Source organism: Bacillus sp. AK031, from assembly GCF_053903065.1.
The window spans coordinates 2,399,676-2,414,158 of the sequence record NZ_CP096424.1 but is presented as its reverse complement, the minus strand read 5'-3'; the positions used below and the strand labels follow the sequence as shown (position 1 = coordinate 2,414,158).

General features: G+C 38.0%; 14 protein-coding genes and 1 pseudogene. 14 read left to right on the top strand and 1 reads right to left on the bottom strand.

Annotated features, from left to right (window positions below; genetic code table 11):
• Positions 1–50: 50 nt before the first annotated feature.
• The 11 genes and pseudogenes from M1E09_RS12435 (at position 51) to M1E09_RS12385 (ending at position 10,863) form a co-directional block, all read left to right on the top strand.
• On the top strand, positions 51–1,154 hold the full coding sequence (locus tag M1E09_RS12435; protein WP_456274976.1) for an MBL fold metallo-hydrolase: 1,104 nt from the start codon (positions 51–53) through the stop codon (positions 1,152–1,154).
• 231 nt (positions 1,155–1,385) lie between these two features.
• The gene (locus M1E09_RS12430) at positions 1,386–2,291 is read left to right on the top strand and encodes an aldo/keto reductase (protein WP_456271186.1); all 906 of its coding nucleotides are present in this window, start codon (positions 1,386–1,388) and stop codon (positions 2,289–2,291) included.
• A gap of 180 nt (positions 2,292–2,471) precedes the next feature.
• A complete protein-coding gene (locus tag M1E09_RS12425; RefSeq protein WP_456271185.1) occupies positions 2,472–3,434 on the top strand; it encodes a cupin domain-containing protein in 963 nt (320 codons plus the stop codon).
• Positions 3,435–3,684: 250 nt separating this feature from the next.
• A complete protein-coding gene (locus tag M1E09_RS12420; protein WP_456271184.1) occupies positions 3,685–4,143 on the top strand; it encodes a MerR family transcriptional regulator in 459 nt (152 codons plus the stop codon).
• A 146-nt stretch (positions 4,144–4,289) separates the two neighbouring features.
• Entirely contained in the window at positions 4,290–5,009 is a 720-nt protein-coding gene (locus M1E09_RS12415; RefSeq protein ID WP_456271183.1) for an alpha/beta hydrolase, read from the top strand.
• A gap of 220 nt (positions 5,010–5,229) precedes the next feature.
• Positions 5,230–5,978 (top strand): annotated as a pseudogene (locus tag M1E09_RS12410) (DUF3737 family protein).
• 10 nt (positions 5,979–5,988) lie between these two features.
• Positions 5,989–7,137, top strand: a complete 1,149-nt coding sequence (locus tag M1E09_RS12405; protein WP_456274975.1) for a MalY/PatB family protein — start codon at positions 5,989–5,991, stop codon at positions 7,135–7,137.
• Positions 7,138–7,293: 156 nt separating this feature from the next.
• On the top strand, positions 7,294–7,461 hold the full coding sequence (locus M1E09_RS12400; RefSeq protein WP_456271182.1) for a hypothetical protein: 168 nt from the start codon (positions 7,294–7,296) through the stop codon (positions 7,459–7,461).
• 247 nt (positions 7,462–7,708) lie between these two features.
• Positions 7,709–9,127, top strand: coding sequence for a phenylacetate--CoA ligase family protein (locus tag M1E09_RS12395; RefSeq protein WP_456271181.1), 1,419 nt, complete (start codon positions 7,709–7,711; stop codon positions 9,125–9,127).
• Between the two features lie 33 nt (positions 9,128–9,160).
• On the top strand, positions 9,161–9,781 hold the full coding sequence (locus tag M1E09_RS12390; RefSeq protein WP_456271180.1) for a LysE family translocator: 621 nt from the start codon (positions 9,161–9,163) through the stop codon (positions 9,779–9,781).
• A 23-nt stretch (positions 9,782–9,804) separates the two neighbouring features.
• Positions 9,805–10,863 carry an alpha/beta hydrolase gene (locus M1E09_RS12385; RefSeq protein WP_456271179.1) on the top strand — a complete coding sequence of 353 codons (1,059 nt, stop codon included), beginning with the start codon at positions 9,805–9,807 and terminating at the stop codon, positions 10,861–10,863.
• 353 nt (positions 10,864–11,216) lie between these two features.
• Here M1E09_RS12385 and M1E09_RS12380 read toward each other — a convergent pair whose 3' ends face one another.
• Positions 11,217–11,597 (bottom strand): DUF2255 family protein, encoded by a 381-nt coding sequence (locus M1E09_RS12380; RefSeq protein ID WP_456271178.1) that lies wholly within the window; start codon positions 11,595–11,597, stop codon positions 11,217–11,219.
• 219 nt (positions 11,598–11,816) lie between these two features.
• On the opposite strand from M1E09_RS12380, the gene M1E09_RS12375 reads away from it, so the two are divergent.
• The 3 genes from M1E09_RS12375 (at position 11,817) to M1E09_RS12365 (ending at position 14,454) form a co-directional block, all read left to right on the top strand.
• Complete coding sequence (locus tag M1E09_RS12375) at positions 11,817–12,191, top strand: cyclophilin-like fold protein (RefSeq protein ID WP_456271177.1); 375 nt, start codon at positions 11,817–11,819, stop codon at positions 12,189–12,191.
• 227 nt (positions 12,192–12,418) lie between these two features.
• Positions 12,419–13,582, top strand: a complete 1,164-nt coding sequence (locus tag M1E09_RS12370) for a PQQ-dependent sugar dehydrogenase (protein WP_456271176.1) — start codon at positions 12,419–12,421, stop codon at positions 13,580–13,582.
• 122 nt (positions 13,583–13,704) lie between these two features.
• Positions 13,705–14,454, top strand: coding sequence for a cytochrome P460 family protein (locus M1E09_RS12365; RefSeq protein WP_456271175.1), 750 nt, complete (start codon positions 13,705–13,707; stop codon positions 14,452–14,454).
• Positions 14,455–14,483 lie beyond the last annotated feature (29 nt).

Below are 14,483 nucleotides of genomic sequence, written 5' to 3'. Positions count from 1 at the left end.
TTAACGGAAGTGCTAAAAAATTAATCAGGAAAGGAATCATAAGAAAAATCATGATATATGTATTCGTTTTTATTGTTGGGTTATGCGCAGCAATCATCTTGTTTATAAATCTGGCACCTGTATTCGGTGGAAATCCAAGTAAAGAACAACAAGAAGAATATAGTCAGTTTGATAATTATGTTAACGGAAAATTTGTAAATCCTGTGTCTACAAAGTTGGATATGAGCATATCTGAAAACGTCTCTATGATGAAGGATTCCATTTCTGGCGGTACAGATCGCACTCCTGCCGGGCGGATACCTGTTTCCGAGATTGATTGGAATAAAATTAATAGTGAAGAAGATAGTTTGACTTGGTTTGGACACTCCACATTTTTGCTCAGTATTGATAATAAAAAGATACTCGTAGATCCTATGCTTGGTCCAATAGCTTCACCTGTTTCATTCGCAGGAAGCAAACGGTACACGGGTGAACTTTTGCATATTATTGATGAAATGCCTTCTATTGATGCAGTTTTTATAACCCATGATCACTACGATCACTTGGATTATCCATCCATACGAAAGCTCAGGGAAAAGGTAAGCCATTTTTTTGTTCCTATCGGAGTAAGTACTCATTTGATCAACTGGGGAATCCCAGAAGAAAAAATCACTGAGCTCAATTGGTGGGATGAAACAGAGTATAAGGGTTTAACTGTAGTATTGACTCCTGCCCAACACTTTTCTGGACGAGGGCCGGCTAATCGTAATACTACCTTATGGGGAGGCTGGGTGATTATTGGAAAACAAACACGTTTATACACAAGTGGGGATGGAGGCTATGGTGACCATTTTAAAGAGATTGGAAAAAAATACGGACCGTTTGACATCGCTTTGATTGAAGGTGGTCAATACGACAGGCGTTGGCGTTGGGTCCATATGACACCTGAAGAATCAGTTCAGGCGAATGAAGATGTTAACGGAAATACCATGATGTTAATGCATTGGGGGGGATTTACACTTGCTTATCATGGTTGGACAGAACCGATTGAACGAGCATTAAAAGCGGCAGCGGAAAAAGAAAGGGAAGCTAATCTAATTGCCCCGGAGATCGGTCAAACGGTACAGATAAATTCAGATTTACCCCTTCCTATCTCTTCATGGTGGGAGTTATAGGTGTTGGATAAAGAATCTGGAAGTCATTTGATATTTCAACATTAAAAAAAATGAATTAAATTTAAAATATTCTTGAGGATGTTGTTGACTTAGAGTTGACTCAAGAGAGTATGTTAACTTTAAGCAACTTAGTATCAATGAATCTATACGTGAAACACATATAGGGCTTCAGTTTTTTCAATTAGCTAAAGGTATAAGTAGATGAATATCACTAAAAGGGAGAGATCATTTATGATTCTAGAAGAAAAATATTCTCTATCGAATGGCGTGGAAATTCCAAAACTGGGTCTTGGAACATGGTTTATAAGAAATAAAGATGTTGCTAAGGCAGTGAAGGATGCTGCACAAATCGGATACCGTCATATTGACACAGCACAAGCCTATCGTAATGAAGCCGGAGTTGGAGATGGAATCAGAGCATGTGGAGTGACAAGAGGGGAGATGTTTGTGACCACAAAACTTGCTGCAGGAGTAAAGTCTTATAAGAAGGCTGTTTCATCGATAGATAAATCACTTAAGACTACGGGGCTGGATTATATTGACATGATGATCATCCACAGCCCGCAGCCTTGGACAAAATTCGGTGGGGAAGAACGTTACTCGGAAGGAAACCGCGAGGCATGGAAAGCACTTGAGGAAGCTTATAAAGCCGGAAAGCTTCGTGCCATTGGACTTTCTAACTTTGATAAACCGGACATCGGGAACATCCTTGAATCCTGCTCCGTCAAACCAATGGTAAATCAGATTCTTGCACATATAAGCAATACACCTTCTGAGCTGATTCAATATTCACAAGATAATGGTATTTTAGTAGAAGCATATTCCCCAATTGGACATGGTGAATTATTGAAAAATACGGAAATTATAGAGATTGCAAAAAAATATAAGGTTTCTGTGCCGCAATTATGTATTCGATATGATTTGCAGCTTGGACTTCTTCCGTTACCTAAGACTACAAATCCGGATCATATGAAGAATAATGCAAATGTCAATTTTGTTATCTCTGAAGAAGATATGGAATTCCTGAAGAATATGAAAAAAATCAAGGACTATGGAAGTGCCAGCATGATGCCCGTATATGGAGGTAAGTTGAGTCTGAAATCAATATTTTCAATGATGCGTTCTGGTCGTAGTTAGAGAGTAATGTCTTGTAGATAAAACTTTGCAGCTAGAACTGCTTTGGCCTAGCTCTTAGCCCCTTTGGTGAAATATTATATATATCACGTGTATATCTCCCCTTATTTGCTATACATGTTTTGAGGTTGAGAGTTTTAAAAAAATCACAAGAAATGTTCTTAAAAAATGGAGGAATTGGAGATGAAAAAAAGGAGTAAGAAAAGAAGAGGACTCAAAATAGTATTGGCTGTAGTGGCCGTTATTGTTCTATCAGTAACTGTGTTTCTGATCAGTGTTCGACCAGGTGAAGAAACAGATGATATGTTGTTCGATGTAGGATTTTTTAATCCCATTTCTTTTATAGCTTTTGAAGGAAACGGTTATGTAAGCAATGTTGTCGGTAATGATGATACCTTCAATGTTCCAAGTATGCTTAATATCTCTTTTGAACCGAGTGCCCGTACAAGATGGCATACACATGATAGTGGACAGATACTTTTAGGTACATATGGCAGCGGCTATTATCAAGTAGAAGGTGGAACCCCTCAAATAGTGAGAGAAGGCGATGTTGTATTGATTGATCCAGATGTGAAACACTGGCATGGAGCCGGAGCGGATGGCTGGTTTTCACATATAGCCATCACTAATCCTGGTGGAGGGGAATCACATTTTTTAGAAGATATTACCGATGAGTATTATAGTGCTTTGGAAGGGGAAGTTGTGGAATACACTGAGCGAGGCCCATTAGGGTTCCCGCAGGAAGCACTTGCTGGTTTAGGAGATGGGGCCTTATTCCCTTTGGGTGAACCTTATGACTATTCAGGTCATGCAGCAGGGGGGATATATATGGAGACATTAATTCCTAATGAGGATGTGTTTAATTTCCCGGAAACCTCCAGCATAACTTTTGAACCTGGATCTCGAACAGATTGGCACAGCACTGATGGTGGACAGATTTTAATTGCCCTTGGTGGAGAAGGGGTTAGTCAGATAGAGGGTGAATCTGTTGTTACCATGAAGGCAGGAGATGTGGTCATGCTAGAGCCTGGAATCAAATACTGGTACGGTGCCGACTCCGAAAGTTGGTTTTCTCATATTTTGATTGATGCCAATCCTGAACGTGCGGCTGTAAACTGGTATGAACCTGTTGAGGAACAACTATAGTAAACAATAGTTTAACTACTATTTTGGTAGGGATTAACAAGTCTGCGACCAACACTGGAGCCGTAAGAAGTGTTGTTTACTCCTAATAAAAAAGCGTTTCTGTTGAAGCGCTTTTTTTTAGCGAAAAGCCTCATATTCGAAGATCAGACATTCATTTTACTTTTGATTCTCCGGCATACAGTTGTTTTTATTCATCATGAAGGTAACAAAAACCCTTGATTCTCGAGTTGGCTCGAGGGTTATACTTATTATGAAATTTACAGAAAGCATAGGTGAAGTTATGGGGTATTCAATTAAAGAGGCGTCGGAAATGACTGGATTATCCATTGATACGTTGAGATATTATGACAAAGAAGGCCTATTGCCCAATCTTAAAAGGAAGGATTCAGGATATAGAGTTTTTTATGAAATGGATTTAGAAACGATTAAAACAATAGAGTGTTTCAAAAAATCAGGAATGCAGATTAGAGATATTAAACGTTATATGGATTTATTTATAGAAGGGCAATCCACATTACAAAAGAGGCAAGATATTCTTATAGACCAAAAGAGAATTTTGAATGAAAAGCGTGCAGAGTTGGATGCTGCTCTTAATGAACTGGAAAAATTCATCTTTTTTACCAGAAAAGCCATGGAAAGTGATCTGGAAAGCAAATTGCGCGATAAAGCAAGGGCATTAGAAAAAAAGAAACAAATGAATCAACTATAAATCTTTGGAGTACAGTCTTTTTTCGGAATATTCACACAATAATACGCGCTTGATGAGAAGGTGGAAATAATCCCCTTTAGTTTCTTGAAAAGTGGATCTTTTGTTCATAAAGTTTCAACAATTAAAACGAACGAAGAGGTGAATATATGGCATTGCTGCAAGTTAATTTCATGTCAAAATCTTTAATGAGAACGGTCCCGATGAATGTCATATTGCCGGTGGATAAGACGGCATTCCCAGGGATGCCTGCAAGAGAGGATAAACCATATAAGACATTATTTCTTCTACACGGAATGTTCGGAAATTATACTGACTGGGTGTCTGAAACGAACATTCAAAGACTGGCTGTAGAAAAAGACCTTGTTGTTATAATGCCATCTGGAGAGAACATGGCTTATATAGATAATCCTGGAGCAAACAACAACTACGGGAAATTTATAGGTGAGGAATTGGTTGAGATAACACGGAAAATGTTCCCTCTATCCGAAAAACGAGAAGATACTTACATTGCAGGTCTTTCTATGGGCGGGTATGGCGCTATTCGGAATGGGCTTAAATACCATGAGACATTTGGGTATATCGCCGGTTTATCTTCGGGTCTTATCACAGAGAATATTGACAAAAGGCCATTTGATTCTGAGTTTCTCATGAATAGTCGCGCATATTTAGAAGCATGTTTTGGCGACTTGTCAAAAGTTGAGGAAAGTGATAAAAACCCAAAATGGCTTATTGATCGTATAGTCGAACAAAAATCAACTATACCCAAAATTTATATGGCCTGTGGTAATGATGATCAGTTATTAGGGGTCAATATTGATTTCACAGATTACCTGGAAGAAAAGGTGTCAGGGTTGTCTTTGAAGTAGGGTCTGGGGGTCATGATTGGGATTTTTGGAATCGCTATATTAAAAATGTTTTGGACTGGCTGCCTTTGGAGGAGACTGGTTCAGAAATTGACAGTACAGTATCTAATTGACTTCCGTTATAAAGCAGAGGATGAATAAATTTAAGGCCTTGACTTTGTGTTAACTCTAAGGATTAAAATAATTGAAATATGCAAACTTATTTTCAGTGGAGGGGAAAATAATGAAAGAAATTAATCAAAAGATGTTGACAGGGGAACGAGCACTTTTTAAAAGCCAAGATCTTATCATAAAAGATTCTGTTTTTGCAAATGGAGAATCCCCACTAAAAGAAAGCAGTGTTATTTCCATTGATAATAGCATTTTTAAATGGAAATACCCTCTTTGGTATTGTAATAATATCAGTGTTAAAAATACGAGTTTTCTAGAAATGGCTCGTTCGGGAATATGGTACACTCATCATATTTCAATCACTGACAGCACCATCGAAGCACCAAAGATATTCCGCCGTTCAAGCGATATTTACCTGGAAAATGTTGATATGGTAAATGCGCAAGAGTCCTTTTGGGACGAGCGAAAAATATTGAAATCCGAAATGCCAGGTTAATCTCAAAAGATGCTTTATGGAACTGTGAAAATGTTACTGTATACGACTCAATCATTGTCGGAGAGTATCTTGGTTGGAATTCAAAAAATATAACATTTATTAACTGTACCATTGAAAGCAACCAAGGCATGTGCTACATGGATCATCTGGTTATCAAGGAAGGGAAAATTATAAATACAGATTTAGCATTTGAATATTCAAAAGTTGATATAGAAGCAGAAACGGTGATTGACAGCGTCAAAAACCCAATTGCCGGAAGGATTAAAGTGAAAGACATAAATGAATTAATATTCGATGACAAGGAAATCGATTCCTCCAATACCCAACTTGAATTAGATAAAGCGGGTGAAACCTGTGACATTTAATTTTAGTGAAATGACGGATCGATTTAACACGAATTCCTATAAATGGACAGTTGGGTCCGAGGAACTTCCGATGTGGGTAGCAGATATGGACTTTGAAACATCACCCGCTATCGTTAAGGCAATGGAGGAAAGATTGAACCATCGGATTTTTGGTTATACAAGTGTTCCAGACATTTATTACAGTGCAGTTTCACAGTGGTGGAAGACCAGACATCAATTCCATGTGGAAAAAGATTGGATCATGTTTTGTACCGGTGTAGTGCCAGCAATATCTTCGATTGTTCGTAAAATGACCAATGTTGGGGAAAATGTGTTGGTATTTTCACCTGTCTACAATATTTTTTATAACTCTATTCTCAACAATCAACGAAAGGTGTTAACAAGTGAGTTGATTTATAAAGAAAATCAGTATTTCATTGATTTTGACGATTTAGAAAAGAAGATTGCTGACCCAGATACTAAGCTCATGATATTCTGCAATCCACACAACCCGATAGGCAAAGTGTGGAAAAGAGAAACTCTTGAGCAAATAGGCAACCTATGTATCGAATATAATGTTCTTATCCTCTCAGATGAAATTCATTGTGATTTAACACATCCGGGATATCGTTATGTACCATTTGCTTCAATATCAGAAAACATTGCTGAAAATTCCATTACATGTGTCGCTCCAACAAAAACGTTTAACCTCGCTGGAATACAAACCTCGTGTATTATTGTGCCCAATCCAGTGATAAGGAAACTCGTGAATCGCGGGATCAATACTGATGAGGTGGCAGAACCCAATGTTTTTGCCGTAGAAGCTGCAATTTCAGCGTTTACAGCAGGAGAAACCTGGCTTTTCGGGCTATTGGATTATCTTATGGAAAATAAGAAATTAATAGAAGATTTTATTGCAAGTGTTTTGCCTCAGCTTCAAGTCATTCATTCAGAAGCGACCTATTTGGCTTGGATTGATTGTAGTGCAGTGACGAATGATACGAAACAGTTAAGCGAGTTCATTAGAAAAGAAACAGGATTATATGTTTCAGATGGAGCTATCTTTGGAGGTAATGGAAATAACTTCATTAGATTAAACTATGCATGTCCTAAAGAAAGACTTAGAGACGGATTAGACCGTTTCAAAAGAGGGATCGAAGCATTTCAGCTTTTTATCTAACCAAATAAAATAATGAGACTGGAATTCTTCTTACACATTATTTTATGTTGTAAAAGAAGTCTCGTGTACCTAATCTGTATACTATCCTCTTAATGATCACACCCATCTAGTTACAACTAAATTAAGTAAAGTGAAAAATAAAGAGGTGACAATGTAATGTTTACTTATGAAGAAAAGAAGTACTTATTAGTTCTCTTAAAGAAGCAGAAGAGAGTATCCTTCTTTAAAAAAACTCCCGAAATCAATAGTCGGTTAATAGCTAAACTGGAACAAATGATCCGAAATGAAGAAGTAAATAACAATGAATTGAATAATAAATTTTAGAAATATCAACTAATCTGACCTCTTATAGAAAACACCATTATCAATTGTGTTTTCACTGAATTATTTCTCTATGTTGCATTGTATGTCCCCGTTGCATCATGACACCACACAAGCACCTGTTGCAACTCCATTTATCATTGTAAGTTCTTAAATCTTGAAAACGCAGTACTCTCCCTGAAAAGCACTTAAGGAAATTGATTGTAAAACTGAATAGACCCATAATATATGGGATAAATAGGAGGTTGAAATGAACTATCTGCACTTATTATGGAATTTGTACAAATTGAAAAGGAATTCAACAAAGACAAAAGCCCAGATACAGTCATTGCAGGACAAAAAGTTACGGCGTGTCCTGGAATACGCCTATGACAATTCGTCCTACTACAATAGAACCTTTAGAGAAGCAAATATTACTAGAGAGGAAATTCATGAACTGCCTCTTTCCTCTTTTCCAACCATTGATAAAACGCTCGTTTTGGAACATTTTGATGAATTAATCACAGTGAATGATTTGAACCAGGAAGAACTACGCAAATTTGATGAAGAAGAAACCATTGAGCAGAAAACATTCAAGGGAAATTACCACGTGGTACACTCTTCAGGCAGCACTGGAAAACCAGGATATTTTATATATGATGAGGCAGCTTGGAAGGAAATGCTGGTCAGCACTATCCGTGCTGCATTCTGGAATATGACCATGACCGAGATTATTATGTTTCTTTTGAAAAAACCAAGGGTATTATATATCGCTGCAACCGACGGACGCTACGGTGGTGCAATGGCTGTCGGCGCCGGTATTGAAGGTGTGCATGCAAATCAACTGTTCCTGGACATCAATACACCCCTCGCCGAATGGATTGATAATGTGAAGCGGTTCAAGCCCAATGTGGTGATAGGCTACCCATCAGCAATCAAAATTCTAGGAGAACTTTTAGAAAATGGAGAAGTTCAACTCGATGTTCTTCGGCTGATTTCCTGTGGTGAACCTCTTGGAACCAACATGCGCAATTATCTTGAAAAGGCATTTGGCACCAAGGTTGTGAACATATATGGAGCTAGTGAGTCGTTGGCATTAGGTGTGGAGACTGAAGAAGGAGAGGGAATGATACTGTTTGACGATATGAATTATATCGAAGTGGAAAACAACACCATGTATCTTACCTCTCTTTACAATTTGGCCCAGCCTTTGATTCGGTATCGGCTTTCCGACCAGCTTAAGCTGACAGCAGCAGATGAGAAGAGCCACTATCCCTTTATCAAAGCGGAAGGTCTTATAGGTCGAAACGAAGATATAATGTGGTTTGAGAATGGAAAAGGAATCAAAGAGTTTCTCCACCCTCTTGCTGTTGAGGGCTTTTGTATTGAAGGACTGCTGGATTATCAGTTCCAACAAATTGATATTCATTCTTTTGAGATGCTTGCAGAGGTAACAAATAAAGATATACAGGTGGAAGTTCGGCAGGAAATGCTCCGCCAGATGAGAATGATTCTGCGCGAAAAACACCTTGATAATGTGAAATTTTATGTGCAATTTGTAGAAGCGATAACACCCGACCCGCAGACGGGTAAAAAGCGTCTAATAATAAACTATACTGAGAATAAGCGGTCTGTGAATGAAAATGATACTGAAAAAAAGATAGGATATTCACAAAATCTTTCAGGGTGAATATCTATGTGTTTCGGCTGTTACGGGAGGAAGGTGAAAAAAACTATGGAGAGCTTCTTGCTAAAGGGGCTTATTATCGGGATCCTTTTCGGACTGCCGGTTGGCGCTGTTGGAGCAGTGACCGTACAAAGAACATTGCTCCACGGTTCATGGGCAGGATTCGTATCTGGTATGGGGTCATCCGCAGCGGACCTATTTTACGCATGTATCGGTTCATTTGGTTTGACATTCATTTCCGATTTTCTCTTGGATCACCAGAAGATAATAAACCTTTTGGGTGGAACCTTAATTCTTCTTATGGGGATCAACATGATAGTGAAACCAAATGAAGCTGGGATAAGTCAGTCAACAGCAGTGAGTAACACCAAAATGTTTTTGTCTTCATTTGCAGTAGGAATCACAAATCCAGCGGCTGTCCTCACCTTCCTTTTTGCCTTCTCCTTTTTCGGTATTACAGGACAGCTGGATTTTGTGAAAGGTATTCAACTTGTTTTCGGCATATTTATCGGAACGCTGTTATGGTGGGGTGCTTTGGTGAACGGTGTAAGTATGATGAAAAACAAAACAATAAAGTACAGTTTTAAGAATTCAAACAAGATATTTGGAAGTATTTTGCTTCTATTAAGTGCGGCTGTCTTTATTAGTATAATATGATCTTTAAAGAGGAGAAAAGGTAAATGATAAGGATCTCAATGCTGGTTTTTCTTCTTTCTATATCAGCGATGCTGGCTGCATGTGAAGGCGGCGTTAATGAAAGCATACCAACTGACTCAGAAAATCGTAATCACCAGGTAAGAGAAAAGAAAAACAGTTCTATTGGCAGTGAAGAAAATAAAACAATTAAAGTTTCAACATATGACGGGATAGCAGAATATAGGTCGACACCCTCAGAATACAAAGATTATATGGATAGTGGTGGTACGATTGAAAAAATAGATTATGCAGCGACCTATGACAATGTAATTTATGACAAACATGCCTATGTATATCTGCCAGCTGGCTATGATGCTTCTGGTGAAACAGTCTATGATATTTTTTACTTGATGCATGGAGGCTCAGGAAGAGCAGAAACATTTTTTGGTGGCGAGGGGAAAACCTCAAGTTTAAAAAATATATTGGATCATATGATTGAAAAGGGTGATATTGAGCCGCTAATAGTAGTTACTCCTACTTACTATAATGCTGGAAGTTCAGACGATGTGGAATTAACTCATGATTTTCATAAAGAACTATTAAATGCCTTGATGCCTGCTGTAGAAGGTACATACCACACATATGCTCCTTCTATAGATACAAATGGGTTTCGTGAATCCAGGGAGCATAGGGCATTTGGAGGTTTTTCAATGGGATCAGTAACGACTTGGTATACTTTTATTTATAACTTGGATTACTATAAGTACTATTTGCCAATGAGTGGTGATAGTTGGATTCTTGGTATGATGGGTGGACATGAACATGCTTCAGAAACTGCTGAATATCTGAGTGATGTAGTGGAAAATTCAAATTATGATGAGGATGATTATTTCATTTATGCGGCGACAGGAACGGCTGATATTGCATACGATACTTTAACATCTCAAATTGAAGCAATGAAATCATTTGAAGATACCTTTATTTATGGTGATGATCCTGCTGAGGTTAATCTCCATTACAGTATTGCGGAGAATGGTGCACATACCTACGCATACATGAACGACTATATCTATAATGCGTTACCATATTTTTTTGGTGACTAGCCTTTATGATATAGCAGACTCTTAAATAGGGAGAAGCCGAGATGAATATCCTTTCAAAGCTGTTTAGCTCTAAGCAATGTTTCTTTTGTAAGAAAAAAGTTAAACCATTCACCACTTATGAAAATGATAAACAAGAAAAAATTGAAGTATGTCCATTATGTAAGGAATATGCTGAGAGAAGATTATTTAAAAGGTTGTAGATAGGCATTATTTTAAACATACCCTTAGGATAACAGTCTAAAAGAAAGTAGAAAAAACAAGATTCCCCTATCATTCAGGAGAAATCTTGTTTTTTCTATTCCTGGTATTTTACAGAAATACTATTTTGGAAGAAACCGATCGCTAATGAGTAACTATTTGGAATCCCGTGGAAGCACCATGACCGTGGCAGAACGAGCCCGATCGCTGATCATTGGTTTAAGATAGGGACTTGTATTATATTTTTCCCTATAGGCTTTGTCAATAAGGTCGTTCAAAGAATCATCAACTGGTTCAAAACTTACTTCCTTCGTCATTCCTGCTACAGTGACTCTTCCTGCTTTCTGATGGATGGCAGCATTATACCAACGAGAGTTTTGGCCGTTGTATGCCCGGACATAAAGGCTTTCTCCGACCACGACTGACCATATCCAGGTTGGTGTACCGTAAGTTACCCCATCCTCACGAAAAGGTGAGATATGCAGATCATCAGCTGCTTTGATTTCACTTAGCTCTTCTTTTGACCATGTTGTCATAGTAAATCCTCCTCAACGATTAGTCTTTCATGATAAATTCTATAACTTAGAGTGTACTTTAACGCAAGAGGTAGGACTTCTTAAAAACTATCGTAAATTTCTGAAAAATTGTGTAATTATTGACTTAGAGTTAACTCCAGGTTGTAGAATGGTCATAATGTTCTGGTTCGTTTTGCTATTGGTAGATGAACATTTATTTCTAAAGGAGATGAAAAAGTGGTGAATAACAAAGTAGAAGCCGCAAGAATAAGATTAAAATTTAAAGACAATGAGTTAACAGTGAAACTGGAGGATCATTCAGCAAGCAGAGATTTTCTTGCATTACTCCCCTTGACTCTAACGTTGGAGGATTATGCCAATACAGAGAAAATAAGTAATCTGCCTAAAAGATTATCTATTACCGACACTCCATCAGGCACAAAACCATCTGCTGGTGACTTCACTTATTATTCACCTTGGGGGAACTTGGCGATATTTTATAAAGACTTTGGCTTTGCAAATGGACTTGTTAAATTAGGCCAAATTGAATCTGGAATAGAAAAGCTAATGGTTATGACTGGAGATTTTAAAGTTACCATTGAAAAAATGGAATAAATCCTTTTCCTTTATATTAACAAGATATGTAAAAGACTGTACGATAATCTCCCGGCATAGATTTTCTTTCCTTACTTCCCTTAACCTTTACATTTAAAGAGGATAGAAGAATTTGCAAATATGACTGGTGACTTTACAGTTACGATTGATAAGTAGAATAAATACTACTTTTTAAAAATTAATCAATTAAATGGATGAAAATTTTTATGTGAAAAAGGAGAGAGTTCATGAGGAATTACCTAATTTTAGTGATGGCTGCTGGTCTTGTTTTGTCAGGATGCCAAAGCGGAACTGAAAGTATGGAACAAGAGGAAGTTTCCCAGGAAGATGGTGCTCCTGGAAATGTTGATAAAGATGATATGAATCAAGAAGATAGTAACCCAGCAGAGGTTGGTTCAGAATTGAGTTTGTTAAATATGTCTACTGAAGACTGGGAAATGGAAGTACTAGCTGATGAATTGACTTATCCATGGGATCTTCATGTAATGGATAACTTAATTGTCATGCCTGAAGTTGTAGGAAACATGCTGGTGCTTCAGGACGGACAATTGGAACGGTTTGAAGTTCAAACGTCTGATCCGATTGTGCAAGAAGGAGGAAGTGGTCTTCTTGGTCTGGAGCTGGCAGAAGACTTTCAAGAAAGTGGAATAGGTTACATCTATTATTCCTATAGATCAGATTTCGGATTGGCGAATAAAGTAGCGCGGGTGGTTTACGATGGAAATGCGTGGCAGGAAACTGACGTACTAATTGGTGGAATACCCGGTCATGAACTTTATAATGGCGGCCGAATGGCTATTGGTCCTGACGGATATTTGTATGTGGCCACAGGATGGGCCCACGTAGAAGAATACGCGCAAGATCTTGATAGTTTAGGAGGGAAAATCTTAAGAATGAATCTGGACGGTTCTATTCCAGAAGGTAATCCTTTTGAAAACTCGTATGTGTATTCATATGGACACCGTAACCCTCAAGGCCTGGCTTGGAATGAGGATGGAACAATTTTATATAGCTCTGAGCACGGTTCGAGTGGTCAAGATGAAATCAATATCATTGAACCCGGGAATAATTATGGCTGGCCGGATGTTACGGGTGATGATGAACGAGAGGGAATAACTGAGCCGGTTCTTCACTCTGGTAATGATACATGGGCTCCATCAGGTATAGCCTTTTCTGAAGGGAATTTATTGGTTACAGGATTAAAAGGGGAAAGCTTATATGCTTACAATGAATCAGCGAGCTCATTAGATCCTATATTTAGTTCGAACGAAAGACTTAGAAATGTGTTTCCGTATCAAGGTGATTTGTATTTAATTACAACGAATACATCACCAAGAGCGGATAATCCGGGAAATAAAGATCGTTTATTCAGGATTAGTCCGGTGCAATAACAAAATGGTTTCGAGGTTGCTGGTTGTTGAATGCATCTTTCAAGTTAACTGGATATTAAACAATCACTTTTCTTAAGCAAAATCAGGCAAATAATTAAGTTGGAACATGGGGAGGAAACAAAATGAAAAAATATCTTCAGTTGGTTCTTGTGTTGATGATGCTCCTGCTTATCGTAGCTTGTCAAAATGACACAAATGAGATAGGAAATGGCAGCAAGGAATCTGAGCAGTTAAGTCCGCCTGAGAATACGGAAGAGATGTATGAGCCTGGATCAGAGACTGAGCCTATTGATTTTCCTGACTATAAAGAAGGAGTTCTCTATACGACTGTTAACCGCGGAAGTATTTATGAAGAAATCTATACGAGCAGAGAAACCATTGAAGCTGTACAAAAGGGGCAACCAATTCCACAAGGTACTGTCATAACCCTCTTGATGTATAGCGATGACACACTAAATAATGTTTTTGTCATGGAAAAGCGAGATGGCGGAGGGGCACACTACCCGGAAGATTTACGCAATGGCGATTGGGAATATCAAGCTTTCACCCCTGAAGGAACATTGAATGATGAGCAAAACATCAATAGTTGCCTTTCCTGCCATGCTAGTTTGGAAGAAAGTGACTATGTAAATACGTTAGATGAAATGAGGGAATATGAATTAGGAAATCAATCTGCATTTAGTAATACTGGTGATTACGTGTCTGAAAGTTCTGGAGTGGATAACTGGAATATCAACGTGATACCAGCCAATCAAGAAAATTCACCGGATAATAAATTCGCAAGTGTTCACGTTGGCTATGAAATGGAAAATGAAGAAAAAGTTGAAAAAGCCCATGAAATTCTTTTAACGATGTACTTAAAGCAACATTAAAGTTTTATTAAAAACCTTATACCCTGGGA